Origin of the sequence: Pseudomonas tolaasii NCPPB 2192 (genome assembly GCF_002813445.1) — a bacterium.
In the GTDB taxonomy this organism is placed as follows: domain Bacteria; phylum Pseudomonadota; class Gammaproteobacteria; order Pseudomonadales; family Pseudomonadaceae; genus Aquipseudomonas; species Aquipseudomonas tolaasii.
The window spans coordinates 704,417-730,491 of the sequence record NZ_PHHD01000001.1; the positions used below are offsets into that span (position 1 = coordinate 704,417).

The 26,075-nt window shown below is 59.6% G+C and carries 20 protein-coding genes and 1 pseudogene; 14 read left to right on the forward strand and 7 right to left on the reverse strand.

Annotation, left to right across the window (positions count from 1 at the left end):
- Positions 1 to 7: 7 nt before the first annotated feature.
- Complete coding sequence (locus ATI14_RS03230) at positions 8 to 652, forward strand: oxidoreductase (RefSeq protein ID WP_016973928.1); 645 nt, start codon at positions 8 to 10, stop codon at positions 650 to 652.
- Positions 653 to 765: 113 nt separating this feature from the next.
- On the opposite strand, the gene ATI14_RS03235 is transcribed toward ATI14_RS03230, so the two are convergent.
- The 5 genes from ATI14_RS03235 to ATI14_RS03255 all read right to left on the reverse strand — a co-directional run bounded on the left by ATI14_RS03235 (position 766) and on the right by ATI14_RS03255 (position 8,729).
- On the reverse strand, positions 766 to 1,050 hold the full coding sequence (locus tag ATI14_RS03235) for a YceK/YidQ family lipoprotein (RefSeq protein ID WP_016973929.1): 285 nt from the start codon (positions 1,048 to 1,050) through the stop codon (positions 766 to 768).
- The gene (gene ubiX / locus ATI14_RS03240; RefSeq protein WP_016973930.1) at positions 1,043 to 1,672 is read right to left on the reverse strand and encodes a flavin prenyltransferase UbiX; all 630 of its coding nucleotides are present in this window, start codon (positions 1,670 to 1,672) and stop codon (positions 1,043 to 1,045) included. Before ubiX ends, ATI14_RS03235 begins: the two co-directional genes overlap by 8 nt.
- Positions 1,669 to 3,018: a UDP-N-acetylmuramate:L-alanyl-gamma-D-glutamyl-meso-diaminopimelate ligase gene (gene mpl, locus ATI14_RS03245; RefSeq protein WP_016973931.1), complete on the reverse strand. Its 1,350-nt coding sequence runs from the start codon at positions 3,016 to 3,018 to the stop codon at positions 1,669 to 1,671. Before mpl ends, ubiX begins: the two co-directional genes overlap by 4 nt.
- A 158-nt stretch (positions 3,019 to 3,176) precedes the next feature.
- Positions 3,177 to 6,434 (reverse strand): hypothetical protein, encoded by a 3,258-nt coding sequence (locus ATI14_RS03250; protein WP_016973932.1) that lies wholly within the window; start codon positions 6,432 to 6,434, stop codon positions 3,177 to 3,179.
- 399 nt (positions 6,435 to 6,833) lie between these two features.
- Positions 6,834 to 8,729, reverse strand: a complete 1,896-nt coding sequence (locus tag ATI14_RS03255) for a sigma-54-dependent Fis family transcriptional regulator (RefSeq protein ID WP_080520288.1) — start codon at positions 8,727 to 8,729, stop codon at positions 6,834 to 6,836.
- Positions 8,730 to 9,000: 271 nt separating this feature from the next.
- Between ATI14_RS03255 and exaC the strand changes: the two genes are divergently transcribed.
- The 9 genes from exaC to ATI14_RS03300 all read left to right on the forward strand — a co-directional run bounded on the left by exaC (position 9,001) and on the right by ATI14_RS03300 (position 18,380).
- Entirely contained in the window at positions 9,001 to 10,521 is a 1,521-nt protein-coding gene (gene exaC, locus ATI14_RS03260) for an acetaldehyde dehydrogenase ExaC (protein WP_016973934.1), read from the forward strand.
- 186 nt (positions 10,522 to 10,707) lie between these two features.
- Complete coding sequence (gene eat, locus ATI14_RS03265) at positions 10,708 to 12,141, forward strand: ethanolamine permease (RefSeq protein WP_016973935.1); 1,434 nt, start codon at positions 10,708 to 10,710, stop codon at positions 12,139 to 12,141.
- Between the two features lie 52 nt (positions 12,142 to 12,193).
- On the forward strand, positions 12,194 to 13,588 hold the full coding sequence (locus tag ATI14_RS03270) for an ethanolamine ammonia-lyase subunit EutB (protein ID WP_016973936.1): 1,395 nt from the start codon (positions 12,194 to 12,196) through the stop codon (positions 13,586 to 13,588).
- On the forward strand, positions 13,585 to 14,430 hold the full coding sequence (gene eutC, locus ATI14_RS03275; protein ID WP_017254129.1) for an ethanolamine ammonia-lyase subunit EutC: 846 nt from the start codon (positions 13,585 to 13,587) through the stop codon (positions 14,428 to 14,430). The genes ATI14_RS03270 and eutC overlap by 4 nt, the downstream gene beginning before the upstream one ends.
- 92 nt (positions 14,431 to 14,522) lie before the next feature.
- Entirely contained in the window at positions 14,523 to 14,981 is a 459-nt protein-coding gene (locus ATI14_RS03280; RefSeq protein ID WP_016973937.1) for a GNAT family N-acetyltransferase, read from the forward strand.
- A 297-nt stretch (positions 14,982 to 15,278) separates the two neighbouring features.
- Positions 15,279 to 15,932, forward strand: a complete 654-nt coding sequence (locus ATI14_RS03285; RefSeq protein WP_016973938.1) for a DedA family protein — start codon at positions 15,279 to 15,281, stop codon at positions 15,930 to 15,932.
- Between the two features lie 9 nt (positions 15,933 to 15,941).
- On the forward strand, positions 15,942 to 16,772 hold the full coding sequence (locus ATI14_RS03290; protein WP_016973939.1) for a M90 family metallopeptidase: 831 nt from the start codon (positions 15,942 to 15,944) through the stop codon (positions 16,770 to 16,772).
- 93 nt (positions 16,773 to 16,865) lie between these two features.
- Positions 16,866 to 17,393: an inorganic diphosphatase gene (gene ppa, locus ATI14_RS03295; RefSeq protein WP_003219382.1), complete on the forward strand. Its 528-nt coding sequence runs from the start codon at positions 16,866 to 16,868 to the stop codon at positions 17,391 to 17,393.
- Positions 17,394 to 17,606: 213 nt separating this feature from the next.
- Complete coding sequence (locus ATI14_RS03300; protein WP_016973940.1) at positions 17,607 to 18,380, forward strand: LexA family transcriptional regulator; 774 nt, start codon at positions 17,607 to 17,609, stop codon at positions 18,378 to 18,380.
- 230 nt (positions 18,381 to 18,610) lie between these two features.
- Here ATI14_RS03300 and ATI14_RS03310 read toward each other — a convergent pair whose 3' ends face one another.
- Entirely contained in the window at positions 18,611 to 18,847 is a 237-nt protein-coding gene (locus ATI14_RS03310; RefSeq protein ID WP_016973941.1) for a DUF6124 family protein, read from the reverse strand.
- A 542-nt stretch (positions 18,848 to 19,389) separates the two neighbouring features.
- Between ATI14_RS03310 and ycaC the strand changes: the two genes are divergently transcribed.
- The gene (gene ycaC / locus ATI14_RS03315; RefSeq protein WP_016973942.1) at positions 19,390 to 20,022 is read left to right on the forward strand and encodes an isochorismate family cysteine hydrolase YcaC; all 633 of its coding nucleotides are present in this window, start codon (positions 19,390 to 19,392) and stop codon (positions 20,020 to 20,022) included.
- 337 nt (positions 20,023 to 20,359) lie between these two features.
- Positions 20,360 to 23,542, forward strand: coding sequence for a hypothetical protein (locus ATI14_RS03320; protein WP_016973943.1), 3,183 nt, complete (start codon positions 20,360 to 20,362; stop codon positions 23,540 to 23,542).
- A gap of 173 nt (positions 23,543 to 23,715) precedes the next feature.
- Here ATI14_RS03320 and ATI14_RS31595 read toward each other — a convergent pair.
- Positions 23,716 to 23,839: pseudogene (locus ATI14_RS31595) on the reverse strand (PDDEXK nuclease domain-containing protein); the annotation flags it as partial.
- Between the two features lie 118 nt (positions 23,840 to 23,957).
- Here ATI14_RS31595 and ATI14_RS03325 point away from each other — a divergent pair.
- Together ATI14_RS03325 and ATI14_RS03330 are read left to right on the forward strand one after the other, a co-directional pair.
- A complete protein-coding gene (locus ATI14_RS03325) occupies positions 23,958 to 25,085 on the forward strand; it encodes an aminotransferase class I/II-fold pyridoxal phosphate-dependent enzyme (protein WP_016973944.1) in 1,128 nt (375 codons plus the stop codon).
- Positions 25,085 to 26,053 (forward strand): Rossmann-fold NAD(P)-binding domain-containing protein, encoded by a 969-nt coding sequence (locus ATI14_RS03330; protein WP_016973945.1) that lies wholly within the window; start codon positions 25,085 to 25,087, stop codon positions 26,051 to 26,053. The genes ATI14_RS03325 and ATI14_RS03330 overlap by 1 nt, the downstream gene beginning before the upstream one ends.
- The last annotated feature ends 22 nt before the right edge of the window (positions 26,054 to 26,075 follow it).

Below are 26,075 nucleotides of genomic sequence, written 5' to 3' on the forward strand. Positions count from 1 at the left end.
AAACACCATGTACCTGACGCCTCAACATATCCTGCTCGCCGGCGCCTCTGGCCTGACCGGCGAGCACCTGCTCGACCGCCTGCTCAACGAACCCACCGTCACCCGCGTACTGGCACCGAGCCGCAAGCCGCTGGCCGAACACCCGCATCTGGAGAACCCGGTGGGCAGTGACCCGGCGGTGATCCTGCCGCAGTTGAGCGGCCAGGTGGATATCGCCTTCTGCTGCCTGGGCACCACGATCAAGCAGGCCGGTTCCGAAGCTGCGTTTCGCGCCGTCGACTTGGACCTGGTCGTGGCTTTCGCCAAGCGCGCGCGGGAAATGGGCGCGCGGCACCTGATCGTGATCAGCGCCATTGGTGCTGACCCGAAATCCTCCGTCTTTTACAGCCGCGTCAAAGGCGAAATGGAACTGGCGCTGAGGGCTCAGGACTGGCCGCAACTGACCATCGTGCGGCCTTCGTTGCTGCTGGGAGAGCGCCTGGAAACACGCTTGGCCGAGAAGATCGCCGGGCCGCTGTCGCGCCTGATTCCGGGCAAATACCACGGCATCGAAGTGTGCGAACTGGCCCGCGCAATGTGGCGCCTGGCGCTGGAAGAACAGGATGGGGTGCGGGTGGTGGAGTCGGATGAGCTTCGCAAGCTCGGCAAGTAATTCTGCTGCGTCGGGTCTGGCGTCATCGCAGGCAAGCCAGCTCCCACAGGGGAACGCATTCCAAAGGTGGGAGCTGGCTTGCCTGCGATGGGGCCGGCTGAGGCGCTATAGATCTACAGACCGCCTGTTGCGTTAAACCCAACCCCCAACACCGTCAGCGCCGACAATGGCAGCAACAAGGTGTCGAGCAGCGCACTGGCCGGCAGGTCGACATGGGGATAGCTCGGCGCCTCGGCACCGAACCTGTCCTTTGCACAACACCCGCCATTGATCGCATACAAATCCAGACGCGTACCGGCATACACCACCGGCGCACCGGGTTGTGCGGCGTCCAGGGTACGCGCCGTGGCGCAACCCGCCAGTTGCAGCGCCAACAGCACCAGCAGCGCCTTACTCATCACTGCTCAAATGGTGCTCGCCCCAACGCGGCAGCATGTCCTGAGGAATGTTCAGCAGGTTGAGAATCCGCGCCACCACAAAGTCCACCAGGTCATCGATGGTCTGCGGCTGGTGATAGAAGCCCGGCGACGCCGGCAGGATGGTCACGCCCATGTTCGACAACTTGAGCATGTGCTCCAGATGAATGCTCGAATACGGCGCCTCGCGAGGCACCAGAATCAACTGGCGGCGCTCTTTCAAGGTCACGTCCGCAGCGCGCTCGATCAGGTTATTGCAGGCCCCGGTGGCAATCGCCGACAAGGTACCGGTGGAACACGGCACCACCACCATCGCCGCCGGCGCGCCGGAGCCGGAAGCCACCGGTGACATCCAGTCCTCTTTGCCATAGACCCGAATCTGCCCCGCCGCCGCACCGGTGTATTCAGTGAGGAAAGCCTGCATGGTCTGCACCTTGGCAGGCAGCGCGACGTCGGTCTCGGTCGCCAGCACCAGTTGCGCCGCCTTGGAAATCAGGAAGTGCACCTCGCGGTCTTCGCGCACTAGGCAGTCGAGCAGGCGCAGGCCATACGGCGCGCCGGACGCGCCGGTCATCGCCAGGGTGACGCGTTCCGGGCCACTCATTTCAGAGCCTCGGCCAACTTGCCATGCAGCCCGCCGAAGCCGCCGTTGCTCATGACGACTACGTGAGTGCCTGGCTTGGCGTGTTGTTTGACGAATTCGATGATGCCTTCGATGGAATCGCACACCGTTGATGGCACCGTGCACAACGCCGCAATTGCGGGTAGATCCCAACCGAGGTTGGCGGGCGCGTACCACACCACCTGGTCGGCATCATTGACGCTTTCAGGCAGGCCATCGCGGTGCGCACCGAGCTTCATCGAGTTGGAGCGCGGCTCGACAATCGCAATGATCGGCGCATCGCCGACGCGTTTGCGCAGGCCATCCAGCGTTGTGGCGATGGCCGTCGGGTGGTGGGCAAAGTCGTCGTAGATGGTAATCCCGTTGACGTCGGCGACTTTTTCCATGCGGCGCTTCACACTTTTGAATGCGCTCAACGCCGCGATGCCCATCGATGGCACCACCCCAACATGCCGCGCGGCCGCCAGGGTTACCAAAGCGTTGGCGACATTGTGCTGGCCGGTCATGCCCCAATCGACGATGCCTTGCGGCTCGCCTTCGAACAACACTTCAAACCGGGAACCGTCTTCGCTGAGCAGCTTGACCTGCCATTGCCCGCCCGCGCCGGTGGTTTGCACCGGCGTCCAGCAGCCCATCTCGATCACACGCTGCAAGGCCGGCTCGGTGGTCGGGTGAATCACCAGGCCTTCGCTCGGAATGGTGCGTACCAGGTGATGGAATTGACGCTCGATGGCTGGCAGGTCGGGGAAGATATCCGCATGATCGTACTCAAGGTTGTTCAGGATCGCCGTGCGCGGACGGTAGTGAACGAACTTGGAGCGCTTGTCGAAGAACGCGCTGTCGTATTCGTCGGCCTCAATCACGAAGAACGGCGTATCGCCCAAACGTGCCGATACCGAGAAATTCTGCGGCACGCCGCCAATCAGAAAACCCGGGCTCATGCCTGCATGCTCCAGCACCCAGGCGAGCATGCTGCTGGTGGTGGTCTTGCCATGGGTGCCGGCGACGGCCAGTACCCAGCGGCCTTGCAGCACATGATCCGCCAGCCACTGCGGGCCGGACACATAAGGCAAACCTTTATTGAGCACGTACTCGACCGCCGGGTTGCCCCGGGACATGGCGTTGCCGATCACCACCAGGTCTGGCGCAGGGTCGAATTGCGAGGGGTCGTAGCCTTGGGTCAACTCAATGCCCTGGGCTTGCAGTTGTGTGCTCATGGGCGGGTAGACATTGGCGTCGGAACCCGTGACGTGATGGCCCAGCTCCTTGGCCAGAACCGCCATCGAGCCCATGAAAGTGCCGCAAATACCGAGAATATGAATGTGCATAGTCGACCTCGTAAAACATCGAGGCAGGTTAGCGCAGGGAGGGGGAAATCGCACTCTTTATGCAGCCGGTGGCCGAGCGGCGTGCACCGGTGCATGCCGTTCGGCCACGGGTGTGTCAGGCCTTGGATGATCGCCTCCCTTCCAACAGCCTTGCTCACCTAGGCAGCGTTGCTTTTTTGCTCCCCTTCGGTTTTCGCTACCTGAGCAGGCTGGGAGGGCGACGCCGGACTGGACGTAATATCTGAATATTCGTCTTTGGAGTTTTTCACATTAACAACCGTCTTTATTGCAAACCCCGTATCCAGACGAAGGCCTTCCATTTCTTTCACCTTGACCGGAGTGAAGTGGGTCAATTCCGGGCCGTAGGGCGTCAAGGTCTTGGGGTCAAGGGCATACCACTTGCCATTTTGTTGCGACGCCAAAACAGGAACGGCATTGCCATCCTCACCCACTGGCCTGTAGACGCCATCCGCGATCGTTTGTTTGTATCCGCCATGGGGAATATTCCAACTTCCGCTGCGCCCGGACACATGCCGCAGGCGATCAAAATCAAGTGACGGAAGTTTAACGGAGGGCAGCGTTTTAACAGCGGTTTTACCCAACTTGAATAAACCGCTCCCCGCGTCATAAATACTTCCGAACGGGTTGGCAGCCTTGATCCCTTCCTTGGCAACCCCTTTCAAAATCCTCAACGTATTGTTGGTCGCACTGACGCCAAACTTGACGGCACTCACTCCGCCTTTGGCACCCGGAACAATCAAGCTGACAAAATCAAAAAGTCCATTGACAACCGCCTCGTGCTTATCACCTTTAACAACGCTGGTAACGAAGCCGTAAAAAGGAACAAGACCCAGCATGAAATTCTTGAGCACCTTTGTTTTCCGGCGCGATTTTTCGCTCTCGGTTTCCCCTTTTGCCGTCTCCCTGAGCTCTTCAACAGCGGCTTTGTAATTATGGCTCATCATGCGGGCCAACTCTTTGGCTCTTTCCGATGGCGTGCCTATAGCGGGTAAGGTGTCGGATTTAGAGTGTGGAACGGACTGGTGCGCAGCCCAATTGGCTCTTAGCGTGTAATTTTTATTACCCACCACCACACCGTAAAGTGGATCAGAATGGTGTTTACGGCGCTTTATATGCCACCCTTCAGGGACGCCAGGAACAGGTTCACCGTTCTTGAGAATTTTGCCCAGGATTGGCGAGTACACATAACTGACAAATTCGCCATTCAACACCGTTTCAATATGAACCGCGCCCTGTCCGAAATGCTTGAACAAGGGATGCTCTTCACTGCCTTCGGGGAATTTTGAATTAGGTATTTCTCTCACATGCATCATGCTCACCGAGCCGTGCTCGAACCGTCTACGGTCCTCAACCGGCAACTGCGATACCTGATGCTGGAACAACGTGCCTGCAGCCTCGCTAAAGCTGTCGCCGTGATCGTCAAATGCCTGCTCAAATACTTTTTTGATGTCAGGTAATTTACTGATGCCCGCCTGAACTTTCGCATGAGGAAACGCCGGATCAAGCGACTGCCAGGCAGAGTTAAGTTCGCCCGACATATAGAGGTCCAATGGTGACTTCTTTACAAGGTCATAACCCATGCGTCGCTGGAGGAATTTTTTCTCAAACAGATGCGCGTACTCCTCCCCGTAAACCTTGGTTAATTCTGCCAACGCCAGGTCTCGGCGGGTCGGCAGAGCCGCCATCACTTGCTTGAGGCTTTCCAGCATACTTTCAGCCATTTTTTGCATGGCAGCGGAGACCTTCTCAATGGTCTCGGCGCTATAGCCCTCACTGTTTTTCGCGATAACGCCGTTGGCGACACCCCAGTCGATCACCGATTGCAGTACGGCCATTTGCGACTGCTGCTCTTGTACCGCTGTAACAGGTCCCAGAACGCCACGCTGCCGGATCTGGTCATAGCTGCGTCCGATAGAGGATCCTGACACTTCCTGTTCACTGCGCGAAACTTCCGCGCTGAACGTTGCCCATTGCAACGAGCCGTACACCAATGTGTCAGGCATTTCCTTGACCAAAAATTCCGGAGCTGACATGGCCAGTAATTGGTAAGCCACGACTTTCGCCATCTCCGGGCCGACTCGCCCCTCCAGGTGAGCTTCAAACCGTTTGACAATGTCGGCGGACGACCGCCCCTTGTTATCGGGTTGAAACAGGTCATACCCGGCCAGGTTATTGCGTTGCAGCCCCCCTGCCGGGTCCACCGCCAATACGAGCGCCGCCAACAAGGCTTCATGGCCACTGGTCGCGGTAGGAAAGGCGCCTATTGCATCCTGCAATTGCTGACCTAATGCACGGGCTTGAGGCGTGACGATCAAGGCTTTGAGAAACGCCTCCGGATCTTTATCAGCCAATGGCCGCAGAGACTCTGGCACCGCCCGCTTCAAGTACTCGAAAAGACTTCCAACCTCGCCTCCTGCGCCCAATGGCACCTGAGTTTGGCCGGCTTTCCAGGTGCCGATGGTTTCGATTATTTTTTTCCGAGCGTCCTCGCTCAATGGCACGCCTTTACTCAGCAAGCCGCCATAGTCGGCTGCACTGGGCGCCGACAACGACGGAGCGAACAACACGCGCTCCAGGTTGGCCAGTGCTTCCAGTGTGGTTGGAACTTCCAATCCGTAAGCCGTTATCAGTTGCGTGAGGCTCATCGTGAAGGGTTGCGGCTGATCTGCGCGCCAATAGGCGGAGTGAGGCGCGATCTCTACAGCGATGGACTCCATGCCTGACTTCGCACCGGGCGTTTCGATGTGTTTCTTCAACGCGGCGAGCAGGTTATGCCGCGTTTCGGCCTCGCCCGTCTGGCTTAAAATATCGGCAGGCACGTGATGATCCGACGGTGCTTTCGAATCAGGCCCATAAAGAAACTGCCCAACAATGCTTGAATCGACCGTGTACTGCCCGGATGCGTCGCTTTCAATCTGGGTAGGCAAGTGCAAAATGTCGTAAGGGGTGAAACGTTTTGCGAGGGTCATCAAGCGATCAAACAGGTCGCGAGCACCGGGAATATCGTTGAGCTGGGCGGACTGCGCGGTTAACCGGGCGTGCCCACCAAAATAGAGAATGCCTTTATAGGGATCAATGTGAGTGATACTGATCCCCTCTCCCGACACTGACTGCTCCAATTGCTTGAACGCCGACGAGGTGAAAACCGTCTGCAACGCGTCAATCCAGTGCCCCAGCGTGGACTCTCCCGGAACGGGCAGGCGCGCGCCTGATGAATGTTGCGCTGAATAAGTTCGCAGCAATCGGGCATCAGCCGCCGCGCGAGAAGCGTCGGTATGCGCCGACGAAATGCTCTCAACCCTCGCAGACGGCGAATTGTTCACGTTATAGATGTTTTGAGGAGCAGCATTTTTTATCGAGCCAAAGCCCGCTACGCCAATAATATTCACGGTCATATTTTATCTCTATCACGGTTTCGATGAACGGCCCGCCATCGCACGAAGTGCACAGCACAAAAAACGGGCAACGTTATATAGCGCCGACAAAATTTAATGCTCAGTTAATAAAAGCGAGCACCAAACTCCACGACCATTTCTCGAACACCCCAAACTGTCGAGCTAAATTAATTCCCTTATAAAATGAGCGCGAACCAGCTGACCAGTAAACTAACCAGACAATGTCCGACATTGAAGAAAGACGTCCTCCGACGCTCAACCATTACGTGGCCTTCGTCGTTTGAATAGTTCCAAAGAAACTAACGCACGAGACTGCTATATCGATTGAATATAACTAACAACTCCATAGCGAATGGCTATTGAAAGAACATCAACTTTTAAGCACTTTCCTATATCCCGCTATTGATGACGCTCAGACGCAACAATCCCATACTTGCGCAACTTGCGGTACAGCGTGTTACGACTGACCGCCAGCAGTTGCGCCGTGCGGGTTATATGCCAGCGCTGCTGTTCAAGTGCACTCAGCAGCGTTTTACGCTCCGCCTCGTCCAAGGGCGAAACATCGACAGATGTGGAGGGCGCCAGACTCGGTGTACGCACATTTGCCGGCAGGTCATCCAACCCAACTTGCCCACCCTCGGCCAACGCCACCAGCGTGCGCAAGACCATGCGCAATTGCCGCACATTGCCCGGCCAGGCATAGCTGAGCAGCGCCTGCCGTGCCGCCGCGTCGAGCGTGATCACTTGCCCCGCCGCCTCTTGCTCCAGCAGAAAGTCCAGCAACTGCGCTTTGTCCGCGCGCTCACGCAAGGCCGGCAACCCGACTTCAAGGCCATTGAGGCGGTAATACAGATCCTCTCGAAAGCTGCCGGCCTGAACGCGCTCGAGCAAATTGCGGTGAGTGGCGCTGATGATCCGCACATCGACTGCCTGCGCAGCCCCACCGATAGGCACGACCATACGGTCCTCCAACACCCTTAAAAGACGGGTTTGCAACGCGAACGGCATGTCGCCGATCTCGTCGAGAAACAGCGTGCCGCCATCGGCCTGTTGCAGTTTGCCGCGCATGCCCTCCTTCAATGCGCCGGTAAAACTGCCGCCGCGGTAGCCGAACAACTCGCTTTCAATCAGGTTCTCGGGAATGGCGGCACAATTGAGCGCGACGAAAGGCTTTCCCGCGCGCTGGCTGGCCTGATGCACAGCCTTGGCGAACGCCTCTTTGCCGCAGCCGGTTTCACCGTTGATCAGCAATGGCACATCACGCTCAAACACTTTCACGGCTTTGCGAAAATCCTGTTGCAGGACAGGGTCGCCCAGGCAGATCCCCGGTAAACGCGGTGCCTCAGGCTTGACCACTGGCGCCGGCACGCTGCGCGGCTGGCCCCGCAACGCGGCGAACAACGAGCGGCCATCACGGGTACGTAATGGCCAACTGGCCGTGGCATTTGCGCTGGCGCGGCTGAGCAGTTGGTCCAGGGAACAGTCGAAAAACGCCTCCACCGGCTGCCCCAGCAAACCGCCGCGCAGCTGCCCGAGCAGGTTCAGCGCGCTCTGGTTAACCGCGCAGATGCGCCCTTCCCCGTCAAACGCCAGCAACCCTTCGCTGAACAGCCCTACGGACTCGGCCTGCAAGTGAAAACGCAGCAACCACTGGTTTTCGAAGTGACGCAGGAAATAACAGCTTTCGATCATCTTCGCCGACAGGTTCACCAGCGCCATGGTATGGAACTGGCTCTGGCGCGACACCGCTTCGCGTGCCGAGGACACGTCGAGCACCGCCAGCAATTCGCCATGGGGGTCGAACACCGGGCTCGCCGAGCAGGCCAGCCCGGTATGGCGACCGCGAAAATGCTCATCGCGGTGAATGGTCAGGGATTGGCGTTCCACCAGGCAGGTACCGATACCGTTGGTGCCTTCCCGTGCCTCGCTCCAGTCGGCGCCGAGCCACAGCCCGGCGCGCTCGAAAATCTTGCGTTCGGACGGCGCCGTCACACAGTTGAGGATCACCCCGCGCGCGTCGGTCAGCAGCACCGCGTGGCCGGCGCCCGAGAGCTGTTGATGCAGGCTGTTCATCTCGCTGCCGGCAATGTGCAGCACTTGCTGCAGGCGTTCGCGGCTCTCCAGCAAGCGGCCGTGTTCAAGCACAGTGGGGGCGATACTCACCGCAGGGTCGAGGTGATAGTCCTCAAGGCAACGCAGCCACGAGCGGGCAATGGACGGATCGCTGGACGGGTCGCGGCCATGGGCCACGGTCAGCACTTGCTGGGCATGGCGACCGAAATGATCGTTGTGCATTTCTTATTATTCTCCCTGCATGAGAACGGCCAGCATCCCCCGGCACCCCGACCATTGCAACCCCGGGGAGACCCGTCGGTCATGGGCTGTACCGTTTATGGCACACACTGTCACCCACCCTGTACCACCCCTGCTACAGCAACGCCTTGCAACAAACCTCAAACCCCTGATTTAACGGGCGCTCACGGCGCTGGCCCGACCTTTGCTCTACGCTTTACAGGCGCTGTCGCGGCGCACTCCCAATAAACACAAGAGCCAGGAGATACCCACCATGCGTTACGCACACCCCGGTACTGAAGGCGCGATCGTTTCGTTCAAGGCCAAGTACGGCAACTACATCGGGGGCGAATTCGTTGCGCCGGTCGATGGCAACTATTTCACCAACACCTCGCCGGTCAACGGCAAGGCCATCGCCGAATTCCCGCGCTCCACAGCCAAAGACATCGACAAGGCCCTCGACGCCGCCCACGCCGCCGCTGACGCCTGGGGCAAAACCTCGGCCCAGGACCGCTCGCTGGTACTGCTGAAAATCGCCGACCGCATCGAACAGAACCTCGAACTGCTGGCCATCACCGAAACCTGGGACAACGGCAAGGCCGTGCGTGAAACCCTCAACGCCGACATCCCGCTGGCCGCCGACCACTTCCGCTACTTCGCCGGGTGCATTCGCGCCCAGGAAGGCACCAGCGCCGAGATCAACGAGCACACCGCGTCGTATCACTTCCACGAGCCCCTGGGTGTGGTCGGCCAGATCATCCCGTGGAACTTCCCGCTGCTGATGGCCGCGTGGAAACTCGCCCCGGCCCTGGCCGCCGGTAACTGCGTGGTGCTCAAACCTGCCGAGCAAACCCCGCTGGGCATCAACGTGTTGCTGGAAGTGATCGGCGACCTGCTGCCACCCGGCGTGCTGAACGTCGTGCACGGTTTCGGCAAAGAGGCCGGCGAAGCCCTGGCCACCAGCAAGCGCATCGCCAAGATTGCTTTCACCGGCTCCACGCCAGTGGGCTCGCACATCATGCACGCGGCGGCCGAGAACATTATTCCGTCTACCGTAGAGCTGGGCGGCAAGTCGCCGAACATCTTCTTCGCCGACATCATGAAAGCCGAGCCTTCGTTTATCGAGAAAGCCGCAGAAGGCCTGGTGCTGGCGTTCTTTAACCAAGGCGAAGTGTGCACCTGCCCATCGCGCGCACTGGTGGAAGAGTCGATCTACGACGACTTCATGAAAGTGGTGATGAAAAAGATCGAGCAGATCAAACGCGGCGACCCGCTGGACACCGACACCATGGTCGGCGCCCAAGCGTCGGAGCAACAATTCGACAAAATCCTGTCCTACCTGGAAATCGCCAAAGGCGAAGGCGCGCAGTTGCTGACCGGCGGCAAGGTCGAGCAGCTCACCGGCGACATGGCCGGCGGCTATTACATCCAGCCGACCCTGCTCAAGGGCACCAACGAAATGCGCGTGTTCCAGGAGGAAATCTTCGGCCCGGTGGTGAGCATCACCACCTTCAAGGACGAAGCCGAAGCCCTGGCCATCGCCAACGACACCGAGTTCGGCCTCGGCGCCGGCGTTTGGACCCGCGACATCAACCGCGCTTACCGCATGGGCCGTGCGATCAAGGCGGGCCGCGTATGGACCAACTGCTACCACCTCTACCCGGCGCACGCCGCGTTCGGCGGTTACAAAAAGTCCGGCGTGGGCCGTGAGACGCACAAGATGATGCTGGACCACTACCAGCAGACCAAAAACCTGCTGGTGAGCTACGACATTAATCCGTTGGGCTTCTTCTAACCCCCCCGCTGATCGTTCCCACGCTCTGCGTGGGAATGCCGCCTGGGACGCTCTGCGTTCCGATGTCTGCGCAGCATTCAAGCCCTGCGCAAGGTGACGCGGAGCGTCACGGGATGCATTCCCACGCAGAGCGTGGGAACGATCTCACCTGCTGCCTAAAACAATAAGAACGGACGGTACTTTCCCATGCCTAGCGAACCCACTGGCTCTTCCGTCGACTTCGAAAAAGTCGATTCCCACTATTTCCAACAACGCGAACTGAAAAAAGGCGCCGCCGGCTGGGTGCTGTTGGTCGGCCTCGGCGTGGCCTATGTCATCTCCGGCGACTACGCCGGCTGGAACTTCGGCCTGGCCCAGGGTGGCTGGGGCGGTATGTTTCTCGCCACACTGCTGATGGCCACCATGTACCTGTGCATGTGTTTTTCCCTGGCGGAACTGTCTTCCATGATCCCCACCGCCGGCGGCGGCTACGGGTTTGCCCGCAGCGCCTTCGGCCCCTGGGGCGGGTTCCTCACCGGCACCGCCATCCTCATCGAATACGCCATCGCCCCCGCCGCCATCGCGGTGTTTATCGGCGCGTATTGCGAGTCGCTGTTCGGCATTGGCGGCTGGATGATCTACCTGGCGTTTTACATCATCTTCATCGGCATCCACATCTTTGGCGTGGGCGAAGCCCTGAAGTTGATGTTTGTGATCACCGCCATCGCCGCCATTGCCCTGGGCGTGTTCCTGGTGTCGATGGTGCCGCACTTCAGTGTCGCCAACTTGCTGGATATCCCGGTGACCGAGGCCAAGGGCGCCAGCACTTTCCTGCCATTCGGATACGTCGGCGTGTGGGCGGCGATTCCCTACGCGATCTGGTTTTTCCTTGCAGTGGAAGGTGTGCCGCTGGCCGCCGAAGAAACCAAAAACCCCAAGCGCGACCTGCCGCGCGGCCTGATCGGCGCCATTGTGGTGCTGACCAGTTTTGCCCTGTTGATTCTGGTGATTGCGCCGGGTGGCGCGGGCACTTACGCGCTGATCAAATCCGGCAACCCGCTGGTTGAAGCGCTGGCACTGTCCTACGGCGGTTCAACGTGGATGGGCAGCTTCGTCAACCTGGTCGGTCTGGCCGGGCTGATCGCCAGCTTTTTCTCGATTATCTACGCCTATTCGCGGCAGATTTTCGCCTTGTCCCGCGCCGGCTACCTGCCGCGCAAACTGTCGCAGACCAATAAAAGCAAGGCGCCCGTTTTGGCTTTGGTGATTCCCGGCCTTATCGGTTTCGGCCTGTCGCTGACCGGACAGGGCGATTTGCTGATTCTGGTGGCCGTGTTCGGCGCAACCATTTCCTACGTGCTGATGATGGCCGCGCACATCACCCTGCGCATTCGCCGCCCCAAAATGGACCGCCCGTACCGCACGCCGGGCGGCATCTTCACCTCCGGCATCGCTCTGGTACTGGCCTGTGTGGCCGTGGTGGCGGGCTTTCTGGTGGACCCGCGCGTGGTTATTGGCGCCGCGATCATCTATGGAGTATTAATTGCTTACTTTGCTTTCTACAGCCGGCATCACTTGGTAGCAGGCACGCCGGAGGAGGAATTCGCGGCGATCCAGGCCGCAGAGGCCGCCTTGCACTGAATGCCGAAAACCTCGACGCAGGCCTTGGCCTGCGTCGCCCAGGAGACACTGTATGGCAAGCTTTTCCCACGCGGTGGGCACACAGACCTACCGTTTCGACAGCCTCAAGGACGTGATGGCCAAGGCCAGCCCCGCACGCTCCGGCGACTTTCTGGCCGGTGTGGCCGCGCAGAACGACGGCGAGCGGGTGGCGGCGCAAATGGCGCTGGCGAACATCCCGTTGACACATTTCCTCGAAGAAGTGCTGATTCCCTACGAAAGCGACGAAGTCACCCGACTGATCATCGACACCCACGATAAACAGGCGTTTGCCGCGGTCAGCCACCTGACCGTCGGCGGCCTGCGCGACTGGCTGCTCAGCGAAGCCGCTGACGAACATTCCCTACGCGCATTGGCGCCAGGTCTTACACCGGAAATGGCCGCCGCCGTGTCCAAAATCATGCGCGTGCAGGACTTGGTGCTGGTGGCGCAGAAGATCCGCGTGGTCACCCAGTTTCGCGGCACCATGGGCCTGCGCGGGCGCCTGTCGACCCGCCTGCAACCCAACCACCCCACCGACGAACCCGCCGGCATAGCCGCGAGCATTCTCGACGGGCTGTTGTATGGCAACGGCGACGCCATGATCGGCATCAACCCGGCCACCGACAGCATCGCCTCGATCTGCGCCATGCTGGAAATGCTCGATGCGATCATCCAGCGCTACGAAATCCCGACCCAGGCCTGCGTGCTGACCCACGTCACCACCTCCATTGAGGCCATCAACCGGGGCGTGCCGCTGGACCTGGTGTTTCAGTCGATTGCCGGCACCGAAGCGGCCAACGCCAGTTTCGGCATCAGCCTGAGCGTGCTGCAGGAAGGCTACGAAGCGGGGTTGAGCCTGAATCGCGGCACCTTGGGCAACAACCTGATGTATTTCGAAACCGGCCAGGGCAGCGCCTTGTCGGCCAATGCGCACTTCGGCGTCGACCAGCAAACCTGCGAAACCCGCGCCTACGCCGTGGCGCGGCATTTCAAACCGTTTCTGGTGAACACGGTTGTAGGCTTTATCGGCCCCGAGTACCTATACAACGGCAAACAGATCATCCGCGCCGGTCTGGAAGACCATTTCTGCGGCAAGCTGCTCGGCGTGCCGATGGGCTGCGACATCTGCTACACCAACCACGCCGAAGCCGACCAGGATGACATGGACACCCTGCTAACCCTGCTCGGCGTGGCCGGGATCAACTTCATCATGGGCATCCCCGGCTCCGACGACATCATGCTCAACTACCAGACCACCTCGTTCCACGACGCCTTGTACGCCCGCCAAACACTGGGTTTAAAACCGGCGCCGGAGTTTGAACAGTGGCTGGCGAAAATGGGCATCTTCACGCAAGCCGACGGCAAGGTGCACTTCGGCAACAGCCTGCCACCGGCGTTTCGCCAAGCCTTGGCGCAATTGGGATGAAGGAGCCGCCCGTGCACACAGAGCCTGTTGAAACCGCGCCTGAAAACCCGTGGCTGGAACTGCGGCGGCTGACCCCGGCGCGCATCGCCCTGGGCCGCACCGGCACCAGTATTCCCACCCGTGCACAGCTGGATTTCCAGTTCGCCCACGCCCAGGCGCGCGACGCGGTGCACCTACCCTTCGACCACGCCGGCCTGAGTAGCCAGATGGCCGAACGCGGGCGTGAAAGCCTGCTGCTGCACAGCGCTGCCGTTGATCGCCATATGTATCTGCAACGCCCGGACCTGGGGCGGCGATTGAGCGACGAGTCCGCACAAAGCCTGCGCGACTACGCCGCCGCCCACCCCGGTGGTGTGGACCTGGCCGTGGTGGTGGCCGATGGTTTATCGGCGCTGGCCGTGCATAAACACACGCTGCCCTTTCTGACACGCATGGAAGAACAGACCCACGCCGAAGGGTGGTCATTGTCGCCTGTGATATTGGTGGAACAGGGCCGCGTGGCGGTGGCGGATGAAGTCGGCCAACTGCTGGGCGCGAAAATGGTGGTGATCCTCATCGGCGAACGGCCAGGGCTCAGTTCGCCGGACAGCCTGGGTCTGTATTTCACCTACAACCCCAGGGTCGGCCTCACTGACGCCTACCGCAACTGCATCTCCAACGTACGCCTGGAGGGCCTGAGCTACGGCATGGCCGCCCATCGCCTGCTTTACTTGATGAAGGAGGCGTGTCGCCGGCAGCTGTCGGGGGTCAATCTCAAGGACGAGGCGCAGGTTCAAACGATAGAGTCGGATGACCCTGACCTGATGAAGGGCAATTTCCTGCTCAGCTCACCGGATGACTGATGGCTGCACGATTGCGCTTTTTCGCGACGTTAGGCAGCATCGAGTCACGGCCGCTTGTGTGGTCATCCCCCCTTTGGAAGTTGAGGCCTGGCATGCGGATTACTCAAGCGACCCTGGAACACCTGGACCTGTTGACCCCGCTGTTCGTCAAATACCGCGAGTTTTACGGGGCCTTGCCGTTCCCGGATTCGTCGCGCGATTTTCTGGAAAAGCGCCTGCGACGCAAGGAATCGGTGATCTATCTGGCCTTGGCGGATGACGATGACAAGAAACTGCTGGGGTTTTGCCAGCTGTATCCGAGCTTTTCTTCCTTATCGCTCAAACGCGTGTGGATCCTCAACGATATCTATGTGGCCGAAGATGCGCGCCGGCAACTGGTGGCGGACAACCTGATGCGTACAGCCAAGAAGATGGCCAAGGAAACCCAGGCCGTGCGGCTGCGGGTCTCGACCAGCAGTGACAACGAAGTGGCGCAGAAGACGTATGAGTCGATCGGGTTCCGCGAGGACACGGAGTTCAAGAACTACGTGCTGCCCATCAGCGAAGACTGACCTCCAGACACCCTGAACCTCCTATGGGAACTGGCTTGACTGCGATGGCGGTGTATCAGGAAGTGTTGCATTGGCTGACAAACCGCCATCGCAGGCAAGCCAGCTCCCACATTTGATCGGTGTTGCTTCATCCAATCCGCGACATCCCCCGCTACAAAACCAACACGCTTTTCACGACTCAACCCGTATAATGCGGACCTTTCAGTCTTGTAAGAAATTCGGCATACACTTGTAGCCTTATTACCCGACGCCCCCGCACAGGCCTGCTGAGCCGGGCCATTCACACAGGTGCCTTTCATGGATTTCAACCCGCTCGACCTTATCCTGCATCTCGACGTGTACCTCGACATGCTGGTGAGAAACTACGGAGTGTGGATTTACGCCATTCTGTTCCTGGTCATTTTTTGCGAAACCGGGCTGGTGGTCATGCCTTTCCTGCCGGGTGATTCCCTGTTGTTCATCGCGGGCGCCATTGCCGCCGGCGGCGGCATGGACCCGGTGTTGCTCGGCGGCCTGCTGATGCTGGCGGCGATACTCGGCGACAGCACCAACTACGTGATCGGGCGAACGGCCGGGGAGCGCTTGTTCAGCAACCCGAACTCGAAGATCTTCCGCCGCGACTACCTGCAAAAAACCCACGACTTCTACGACAAGCACGGCGGCAAAACCGTGACCCTGGCGCGCTTCCTGCCGATCCTGCGCACGTTTGCGCCGTTCGTTGCCGGTATCGCCAAAATGCCTTACCCGCGTTTCTTCGGCTTCAGCGTGTTCGGCACCATCCTGTGGGTCGGCGGCCTGGTGACCCTGGGTTACTTCTTCGGCAACGTGCCGTTCATCAAGAAAAACCTGTCGCTGCTGGTGGTGTTCATCATCCTGCTGTCGCTGGTGCCGATGATCATTGGCGTGGTGCGCAGCCGTTTTGGCAGCACGTCCTCCGAAGCCAAGTCGTAAGCACCGCCCGTGTGGTCCCTCAGCGCCTGGCGTCGCCGGCGCTTGCTGGCCAGGCACCCGATTGCCGATGACACCTGGCAGCGGGTGCGCCGGCGCCTGAGCTTTCTCGACGGCATCAGCGCCGAGCAGGACCAGTGGCTGCGCGAAGCCTGTGTGGTGTTCCTCAACGAAAAACACCTCACCGCCCTGCCCGGCGTCGAGCTGCACCAGGAACAACGCCTGTTGCTCGCCGCCCAGGCGCAATTGCCGTTGATGAACCTGGGTGACCTCGACTGGTACCAGGGTTTCCACGAAATCGTGCTGTACCCCGACGACTTCCTCAGCCCCCAGCGCCACCGCGACGCCAGCGGCGTGGAACACGAATGGGACGGCGAACACAGCGGCGAAGCCTGGCAGCAGGGCCCGGTCATTCTCGCCTGGCCCGGCGTGCTGGCCAGCGGCAACTGGGAAGGCTACAACCTGGTGATCCACGAGTTGGCGCACAAGCTCGACATGCTCAACGGCGACGCCAACGGCCTGCCGCCGCTGCACAACGACATGCGCGTGCAAGAGTGGGCCAGCGTGATGCAAAGCGCGTTTGACGACCTCAACCGCCAGCTCGACGCCAACCCGGACGCCGAAACCGAAATCGACCCCTACGCCGCCGAAAACCCGGCCGAATTCTTCGCCGTCACCAGTGAATATTTTTTCAGTGCCCCGGATTTACTGGTCAGCACTTACCCACAGGTGTACGCGCAACTGAGCCGCTTTTATCGCCAGGATCCCTTGGCCCGCCTCAATCAACTGCAAGCCGGCGACGCGCGCTACCCGACGGAACGCCACGCGCCGTACGACGTCTGACGCATGGCATCGGCGTCAGAATATGCCTATAATCGCCGCCACTTTTAGGCCAATCCGGCCATGTTTCATGGCCAACTACGGGGGCAAAGCCCAATGAGCTACAGCAAGATTCCGGCTGGCAAAGACCTGCCGAACGACATCTACGTCGCCATCGAAATTCCGGCCAACCACGCGCCGATCAAATACGAAATCGACAAAGACAGCGATTGCCTGTTCGTTGACCGTTTCATGGCCACCCCGATGTTCTACCCGGCCAACTACGGTTTCATCCCGAACACCCTGGCCGACGACGGTGACCCCCTCGACGTGCTGGTCGTAACCCCTTACCCGGTGACACCAGGTTCGGTCATTCGCGCACGCCCGGTCGGCATCCTGAACATGACCGACGACGGCGGCGGCGATGCCAAAGTGATCGCGGTACCCCACGACAAGTTGTCCCAACTGTATGTGGACGTGAAGGAATACACCGACCTGCCGCCACTGCTGCTGGAACAGATCAAGCACTTCTTCGAGAACTACAAAGACCTCGAAAAAGGCAAATGGGTGAAGATCGACGGTTGGGGCAACGCAGACGCCGCCCGTGCCGAGATCCTGAAGTCGGTTGCTGCCTACAAAGGCTGATACCGGCTACTCATTGCTGCGGCAATAAAAAAAGCCCCGACCATTCGGGGCTTTTTTGTGGAAAAAATTAAACGCCAGGTTCAACACCTAACACTAAGCGTTCACCAAAGTTGCGCATCCGACAAATAAGGCTACAACAGAGCAAACTCCTACAGATGCAAATCAACGCATGGTTTATTTGATGGGTTTTATCGGCCAGTAAACTCTGCGTTTATGAATACATCAGGTGATCGACTTAAAGCATTACTTCGGGAAGTTCATCTTTCCGCTTCCGACTTCGCCAAGAACCGTGGCGTCACGCCTCAACACGTGAACAACTGGTTCAAACGCGGCGTGCCCATGGGCCGGCTCAACGAGATAGCAGAACTGCTGTGCGTCTCCAGCCGCTGGCTGCGCACTGGCGAAGGCCCCAAACACCCTCCGGCCCAATTCCTGCTGGAAGGCCACGACACCAGGAACGTGATCCCCATCCGCGAAGACGCGGGCAAATACCTCACAGGCCCAAGCAACCGCCCGGAAAGCACCGACGTGGAAATCCCGCTCCACGCAACATTCACCTCTGTCGAACGCATCCGCGTCACCCTGCACGCCCTGCAAACCCTCAATATCAAACCCGACCGCGCGGTAGGCGCCTACATGGTCGACAACAGCATGACCGACATCATCCAGCAAGGTGCCACCTTGGGCATCGACACCGGCCGTACCCAAATCATCGACGGTGAAATCTACGCCGTCGAACACGGTGGCATGCTGCGCATCAAATACCTCTACAACCGCCCCGGCGGCGGCCTGCGCCTGCGCAGCCACAACACCGCCGAACACCCCGACGAATACCTCAGCCACGAACAACGCTTCGAGCAAGACTTCCAGATCGTCGGCTGGGTGTTCTGGTGGTCAACCCTCAACAACCGCCGCCCACCCGTCCCGCTCGACGAGCATTTATTGGGCTGGGAAGGCTCTAAACCGGATCCGGAGGTGGGCAATTGAGGTGAATGCAGGTATCATGCGGCCCACATTTGGCAGGGGGTGGCTCATGGCTATCCACCCTGCCCGGCGAAGCGGAGGAGTTCCCGCGGATGCCCCTACCATTCAGCCCGACGCAATGTGGGCTGAGCGATTTGAAGGCTGGTGAGGTTTGTCAAAAACAAGCTGAAGCAGTCCCCGAGAAGCCGGCCACAAGCCGGCTTTTTAATGTCTGTCATTAAAAGCGATACGCCTTAAGTGGGTTGCAAACACTCCACAGCCCGATCCGCCACCATCTTCGCCATCTCCACCAAATGCATCACCGCTCTCTGCGGCGCACCCAGCGGTTCACCTAGCGCTTGCGATGTCGCCATCGCACATTGCAGCAACTCGACCACACGCACCCAGGCATCTTCAAAGCTCAGTTCTTCATTAACGGTAAATGGGTGAGTCACACCCGGTGAAGGCGAATCCGAAACAATATTATCCATAGCAAAATTCCCTAGCAGTAAGTAAATACCACCGTCCTTTCGCGACTAAACAATCAGAGGTGGCGGCTGTACGCAGGTTAGTCGACCGGCCGCTAGGAACCGGCGCACCCGGAGGTGCCCTGCGCACAGCCACCATAAAGTGCAGGTGAGGAACCACCTGTCTTTGGGATGGCGCGTGCGCCTAGCGAGGTCCGGGCGACTAAACCCGATCACTGAATAAGCAGTGACGGATCGCAGCCTAGCCACCCAGCCCCACAGGCGCAATGCGCTGGGGATTTTCTCGGAAACGCCCTTCAAATGAAAGCGACGCGCCCTGCTGGCCCTTGAAAATCAATACCCCACTGCCTGCGGGTCAGCAGCAGGGCACACCCCCCTCCCCGCCTGAAGACGAATCTGCGCCTTCAAAATACCGCCCCCACATTGTCTCCTTCAAGTTGACGGTAAGACACACCCCAGCCAATTTATCACTCAACACCCACCCATTAATCTGTGCCCATGTTGAACGCAACGCCAAACCCACCCAAACCAAAAGGACTTCAACCATGAGCACTCCCACTTACAACCGCCTGAACAAAGACGATGCCATCGTGTTGCTGGTCGACCACCAGACCGGCCTGATTTCCCTGGTGCAGGACTTCTCGCCCAACGAGTTCAAGAACAACGTGCTGGCCCTGGCGGACCTGGCCAGGTTCTTCAACCTGCCGACCGTTCTTACCACCAGTTTCGAACAAGGCCCCAATGGCCCGCTGGTGCCGGAGTTGAAGGAAATGTTCCCGGACGCGCCTTATATCGCTCGCCCTGGCCAGATCAACGCGTGGGACAACGAGGATTTCGTCAAGGCGATCAAGGCCACCGGGCGCAAGCAGATCATCATTGCCGGCGTGGTGACGGATGTGTGCGTAGCGTTCCCGACGCTGTCGGCACTGGCGGAAGGCTTTGAGGTGTTTGTGGTGACGGATGCGTCGGGCACCTTCAACACCACGGTGCAGCAGGCAGCATGGAGCCGCATGAGCCAGGCCGGTGCGCAATTGATGAACTGGTTCTCGGTGGCGTGTGAGCTGCACCGCGACTGGCGCAATGACATCGAAGGCTTGGGCAACTTGTTGTCCCAGCGCATTCCGAACTATCGCAACCTGATGAACGGTTATGCGGCGCTGACCGCGCACCCGCACTAAGCCGAACCCCGCTCTACAACAAGCCTGCGCTCAACCGCAGGCTTTTTTGCGTGCGCCGTTATTACCTGATCAAGGTTCTAAATGGTCTATCAGCGCTGTGAATTGTTGTGAAGACTTTGCGAATTCGGCAATTCCTCGTGCTAAGTTCCAAATCACTCAGGTTCACCACGTTTACCCATTGCCGCTGATCAACTAGCGGCACGTCCTTGTTATTGACTAATAAGTTCCGGGCATTTGCCCGGGAAGTTGTAGAGCCCTGCTCGCATTAAAAGGATTAACACTTTTACACATTTACCGGCGGCGCGTTCAGCGCAACATTCAACTCAGGAGATAGACCATGGTCGCGAAGGTAGAACCCACCCCGAAGGATGCAGAGGGCACAGATAAAACCAAGGTCGCGGCCTGGGAAAAGTCCGTCAAAAACGCTTCCACCGCCCCCAAACCCAAGCCGGCGGATGAACTTGGCAAAGGCCAGAAACGCCCCGAAGGTGATACCCGCTCGGCAGAGCAAATCATCAAGGACACACCGCTGCTCAGCCAATTGGGCAACCAGAGCGGTGTGAAAGACAACCTTAAAAAACAAGTCGGCGATTTTGAAAAAGACGCGGACGCTGCCTATCGTGCGTCCAAAGTGCTGGAGCATGTCGAATACATCGACGAAAACGGCAAGCTCACTGATGGCGAGAATGTCGGCAACAACAGCATCGACGGGTTCACCAAGGATGGCGAAGCCCGGCACGGCACCGAAGCCGGTCGCCTGCAGGACTTTGGCAAGTACGGATATTCGAGCCTGCGCGGCGAGGTGGTGAAGTCGGATTTGGGCGACAAGCAGAAGCGCCCCGACGGCGACACGCGCTCGGCCAAGGAAATCATCGACGCCACCCCGCTGCTGAAAAACCTCGGTAACCAGAGCAATGTGAAGGACAACCTGAAGAAACAGGTGGGTGATTTCGAGAACGATGCCGACGCCGCGTACCGCGCCACCCAGGTGCTGGAACATGTGGTCAGCCTCGACGAAAACGGCAAGTTGCTGACCGGGTACGACGCCCGCAACAAAGACAACGACAGCATCGATGGTTTCACCAAAGACAAGGAAGCCCGCCACGGTACCGAGGCCGGGCGCCTGCAGGACTTCGGCAAATACGGTTACTCCAGCCTCAAGGGCGACCTGGTTCACGTCAAGGACAAAACCCACACCGACAAGGCCGCGCCGCCGGATGAACCACAGGACGTGCAGGCCCTGCGCGACAAATACAACATCCCGACCTTCGGCGCCGAAGGTTTGATGGACATGGAATTGCCCAACGACAAGACCGTCGGCGGCCAGACTGCCGAGAACTTTGTGCAGGGCATTCGCGATGACATCAAGAGCGGCAAGTTGGCCGAAGACTCCGATGAAGCGAAGATCGTCAAGTTGATGGACGCCCAGGCGGCACTGGACAGCGGTTACGATCTTTACGGGTATGCCGAGAGCATTAACCTGGGCAGCGGCACTTACCGTGAAACCGATAAGAGCCCGACCAAGCTCAATGGCAAAGACGTTAAGGAGATGGTCGACGAAGATAAACTTGCCAAAGAAATCTCCACGCTGATGGGCAAGGAAGGCATTAAGGATCGCTATGACGCGGAATTAAAGAAAAGTGTTGGTAGTTTGTCCGAAGAACGTTTGAGCGAAGTACGCGAGCAAGTGTTCCCGGCGCTGTTCAAGGACGGCACCCGCGATGCCAACTTGAACTTCGAAGATTATGTGATCGCCATGAACGATTCGGGCGACCCCAAAAAAGCCGAAATGGCCGAGCTCGACGTTGACCGCTACTTCGAGTCGCTGCGCATCCTTGAGCCGGACAGCTACACCGCGCGCCGCCAGACGTTCGACCAGAACATGATGACGCACCAGCTCAACACCTACATGGAAAACCCCGACAAGGTGTCGCCGGAAAATGCCGAAAGCGGGCTGAAAGCCACGTTTACGATGGTCAAGGGCGGCATCAACGCCACCTTGGGCGCCCTGGACAAGGGTGACAAAACGTACGACATGTACAAAAAGATGAAAGATGAAATCGACATCCTTGACGGCCATATCAAGGGGCTGACACCGGGGGAAAACAAACAGATCGCGGCGGCCATTCGTATTGCAGCGGCCAGCGGCGACCCGAAAGCCATCGACAAGATCGTCGACACCCAACTCAAAGGCCTGGGCGCCAACCGCGAAGCGGCCGCCGGGTCCTTGAAGACGATGCTGCACACCGCCAGTTCCACCGGCGGCCTGAGCGCCATGGCCGGCACCATGAACCTGGTCAGCGGCGCCCTGCAGCTCGCCAATGGTGGCGCCAACATGACCGATGACCAGAAAATCGCCGCCGCGAAAGACCTGGTGTCCGGCCTGAGCTTTACCAACGACTTCCTCAAGTTCGGTTCGAACATTGTGGAAACCCTGGGCGGCACCAAAACCTATGACCCGGCCGTGGACAAAGACGGCAAAGGTCCGCCCAAAATCAAAGCCACCGAATGGCTCGGCCTGATCGACGAGAACTTGCCGGACATCTGGGGCAAGAAAACCGCTGAAAAGTCCGACGCGCTGGCCGCCTCCATCAGCACGCAAGTCAAGGAATCTTCCGAAACCCTCAAGAAACTCGACGTGGGTAACTTGTCGGCCGATGAGGTCAAGGAATACGACAACGCCGCCAAATCCCTCGGCGAGCAGATGGGCGCCAAGAACATCCCCGGCAAAGGCAGCCCGGCGTCCAAGTCCGAAATTGCAATCGCCTCCGGTCGCTCGTTCCTGCGCTTTATGGGCGGCGCCGGCCTGGATTTGACCGGCGGCGTGATGGACATCGTGTCCGGCGCCCGCAAACTGAAAAATGCCAAGACCGCACTGGAAAAAACCGACGCGGCCTTCACCCTGGGCGGGGGCGCCTCCGGCACCGGCATGGCGATTGCCAACACCATCGCGATGTTCGCCCCCAAAGGCGCGCACCTGGCCGGCAAACTGGCCGGTGATGTGGCCGCCACCGTGGTACGCGGGCTCGCCATCGGTGCCCGAATTGCGGGGCCGGTGTTCGCCGTGGCCGGTGTGATTTTCGGGGTTGCGGGTACGCTGATCGCCGAAGCGGTCGAGCACGCCAAAATGCAGAAACTCACCGACTCACAGGGCCAATTCTTCAAGGACCTCGCCGCCGCCGGCGTGACCAAGGACGACTGGGGCGACAAACTCGAATACGCGCGTTACGCCAGCTACATGTACGGCGGGCGCGACACGCCGGACGACAAGTCGATGTTCGAATACCAGTCGGAGGAATGGAAACACTTCAAGGAAAGCGAAGACAAAAAAGGCAGCTCACTGGCACGTCTGGCGCCTTACCTGCACAAGGACGGCGATCCCGACAGCAAGAACCTGTGGGAGAAATACCTGGCCGGTGGCACCAGCTCCAGCGGCCCCCATGGCAGCGAGCGGCATACCGACGACTGGCGGCCCTGGGGCAGCACGGACATGGATTCGGGGAGCAAGAAAACGGCTTGATCCACATACCCTGAGTTGCATGTAAACACCGTACCTGTGGCGAGGGAGCTTGCTCCCGCCGGGCTGCGCAGCAGTCCCCTCTCCGGGGCCGCTTCGCGACCCAGCGGGAGCAAGCTCCCTCGCCACAAGTATTGCTTTGACCTTAATCGCTAACCCGCCAACTCCCGCTCTATCTGTTCAATGTACCAACGCCGGGGTTCTGGGCCGGGCGTTTGTCCAGGAGCACCACATTGTGGCCCACGGCAATTGTGCAGCAGCTTGTTGCACAAATTCTGCGTCCGGCCACGCTCCGGCGAAAGACTGGATTTTTAAAATGTTCCAAACCGCCAATTACACAAAATATATATATTAGACAAAAAATACACTCCCGGCTAATGTCGCCTTTCTGACCTCGCTCATCTCCAGGAAACGCGCCATGGCCACCCTTCCCGATTTCAAGCTCGAAACCTACTTTTCCAAGTGGGAGTTTTCTGCGCGTTATCACATGACAGCGTCCGACGCCCAGAGCCTGACGATCAAGGAATTGCTGGCGATGGCGAGCGCGCAAGACCGCGAGGCATTCGAGAACCTGGCGCTCGGCTACACGCAAACCTGGGGCATGCCGGCATTGCTGGAGGTGATTGCGTCGACTTACGAACAGCTCAAGCCCAAGGATTTGCTGTGCTTTGCCGGAGCCGAAGAAGGCCTGTACGTGGCGATGCACGCGCTGCTCGACGCGGGCGACCATGCGATTGTGGTGACGCCCAATTACCAGTCGGCGGAAACCATTCCCCTGAGTATCTGCCAGGTGTCCGGCGTGGCGCTGGACCCGGCGCAGAATTGGACGCTGGACATTGACGCGGTCGCCGCCGCAATTCGGCCCAACACCAGGCTGATTTCCATCAACTTTCCCCACAACCCCACCGGCAAGATTCTGGAACGTGAGCGTTTCGACCAGTTGGTGGCGCTGTGTCGCCGGCACGGGATTTATCTGTTCAGCGATGAGGCGTATCGCCTGCTGGGGCTGGGCGAGCAGTTGCCGGCAGTGGCGGATGTGTATGAGCGCGGGGTGTCGCTGGCCGTCATGTCCAAGCCTTATGGCTTGCCCGGGCTGCGAATCGGCTGGATCGCTTGTCAGGACCGTGACCTGCTGCTGCGCATGGAGCGTATGAAACATTACCTGTCGATCTGCAATTCGGGGCCGAGCGAGGTGCTGTCGATCATTGCGCTCAAGGCGCGGGACACCATCCTCGCGCGCATTCACCGATTGATGCGCCACAACCTGGGCTTGCTGGACGGGTTCTTCGCCGAGTTCGCCGAGAGGTTTGAGTGGTCCCACCCGGATGGCGGCTGCATTGCCTACCCGCGCTACCTGGGCGCTGAAGGGGTCGAAGTGTTCTGCAATGATCTGGTGGAGCGCACTGGCGTGTTGTTGTTGCCGTCGAGCATTTATCACTCGGAACTCGGGCCGGTCCCGCAAGACCGTTTCCGCATTGGCTACGGCCGCGCGCAGATGGAAGAAGGCCTGAGCGTGTTCGCCGACTACCTGCGGGAGCGCAGTTGATGAGCCCGGCGCCTTTGGCGGTTTACGGGCTCAGCGAATTGCGCACCGCATTGCTGCGCAAAGACATGTTGCAGGCCGTGGAGCAGGCGCTGATCAGCCACACCGACGGGCGCATCGTCGCACCGCCGCCGGGTGTTTTGCTGTTTGAAAACCCGCCGGGGGACTGTCATATCAAGGCCGGTTACGCGAAGGACGGCTCGGTGTTTGTGGTCAAGCTGGCCATGGGCTTTTACGACAACCCGTCACGCGGCCTGGACACCAATAACGGGCTGGTGCTGGTGTTTGATGCCCACACCGGCAAGACCCTGGCCGTACTCAACGACGAAGGCTGGCTGACCAGTTGGCGCACCGCCGCCGCCGGTGCCCTGGCAGCCCGGGCCGGCGCGCCTTCGCAGGTGAGCGCGTTGGGGATTATCGGCAGCGGGCACCAGGCCCAATTGCAGGCGCGCTGGACCTGCGAGTTGCTCGGGATCGAACGCGTGGTGATCTGGGGACGCAATCCAGAGAAAGCTCAGCGACTGGCGAAAAGCCTGGCCCATCACGGCCTCAAGGCTCAGGCGGCCGACAGCGTTGCCGCGGTTTTCACACAGTGCAACCTGGTGATTACCTGCACGCCTTCATCCGAAGCGCTCGTACCGTCTGCCGTCGTTCGCGCGGGCACGCATATCGTCGCCCTCGGTGCCGACAGCCCTGGAAAACAGGAACTCGACCCGGTGCTGCTGCAACGCGCGCGCGTACTGATGACCGACGACCGCGCCCAATGCGTGGACCATGGCGAAATGAGCCACGCAGTAAGCGCCGGTTTGATTACCGCCCACGCCGACGTTTCCCTCGGCGACGTGCTGGCAGGCAAAGCCTGCGGTCGCTTCAGTGATGAAGACCTGACCATCGCGGACCTGACCGGCCTCGCCGCCCAGGATGTCGCACTGGCCACCCTCGCCGTGGAGCGGCTGCAGCCCGCAAACTGACAAGTGTTTGGACGCTTGCGTA

Excerpts from the sequence above, each read along its gene's own strand:
- ATI14_RS03300 (WP_016973940.1), top strand. The coding sequence starts at position 17,607 with ATGAATACATCAGGTGATCGACTTAAAGCATTACTTCGGGAAGTTCAT.
- ppa (WP_003219382.1), top strand. The coding sequence starts at position 16,866 with ATGAGCTACAGCAAGATTCCGGCTGGCAAAGACCTGCCGAACGACATC.
- ATI14_RS03280 (WP_016973937.1), top strand. The coding sequence starts at position 14,523 with ATGCGGATTACTCAAGCGACCCTGGAACACCTGGACCTGTTGACCCCG.
- ATI14_RS03270 (WP_016973936.1), top strand. The coding sequence starts at position 12,194 with ATGGCAAGCTTTTCCCACGCGGTGGGCACACAGACCTACCGTTTCGAC.
- ATI14_RS03310 (WP_016973941.1), bottom strand. The coding sequence starts at position 18,847 with ATGGATAATATTGTTTCGGATTCGCCTTCACCGGGTGTGACTCACCCA.
- eutC (WP_017254129.1), top strand. The coding sequence starts at position 13,585 with ATGAAGGAGCCGCCCGTGCACACAGAGCCTGTTGAAACCGCGCCTGAA.
- ATI14_RS03285 (WP_016973938.1), top strand. The coding sequence starts at position 15,279 with ATGGATTTCAACCCGCTCGACCTTATCCTGCATCTCGACGTGTACCTC.
- ATI14_RS03250 (WP_016973932.1), bottom strand. The coding sequence starts at position 6,434 with ATGACCGTGAATATTATTGGCGTAGCGGGCTTTGGCTCGATAAAAAAT.
- ATI14_RS03330 (WP_016973945.1), top strand. The coding sequence starts at position 25,085 with ATGAGCCCGGCGCCTTTGGCGGTTTACGGGCTCAGCGAATTGCGCACC.
- ATI14_RS03230 (WP_016973928.1), top strand. The coding sequence starts at position 8 with ATGTACCTGACGCCTCAACATATCCTGCTCGCCGGCGCCTCTGGCCTG.
- ATI14_RS03320 (WP_016973943.1), top strand. The coding sequence starts at position 20,360 with ATGGTCGCGAAGGTAGAACCCACCCCGAAGGATGCAGAGGGCACAGAT.
- mpl (WP_016973931.1), bottom strand. The coding sequence starts at position 3,018 with ATGCACATTCATATTCTCGGTATTTGCGGCACTTTCATGGGCTCGATG.
- ycaC (WP_016973942.1), top strand. The coding sequence starts at position 19,390 with ATGAGCACTCCCACTTACAACCGCCTGAACAAAGACGATGCCATCGTG.
- eat (WP_016973935.1), top strand. The coding sequence starts at position 10,708 with ATGCCTAGCGAACCCACTGGCTCTTCCGTCGACTTCGAAAAAGTCGAT.
- ubiX (WP_016973930.1), bottom strand. The coding sequence starts at position 1,672 with ATGAGTGGCCCGGAACGCGTCACCCTGGCGATGACCGGCGCGTCCGGC.
- ATI14_RS03235 (WP_016973929.1), bottom strand. The coding sequence starts at position 1,050 with ATGAGTAAGGCGCTGCTGGTGCTGTTGGCGCTGCAACTGGCGGGTTGC.
- ATI14_RS03255 (WP_080520288.1), bottom strand. The coding sequence starts at position 8,729 with ATGCACAACGATCATTTCGGTCGCCATGCCCAGCAAGTGCTGACCGTG.
- ATI14_RS03325 (WP_016973944.1), top strand. The coding sequence starts at position 23,958 with ATGGCCACCCTTCCCGATTTCAAGCTCGAAACCTACTTTTCCAAGTGG.
- exaC (WP_016973934.1), top strand. The coding sequence starts at position 9,001 with ATGCGTTACGCACACCCCGGTACTGAAGGCGCGATCGTTTCGTTCAAG.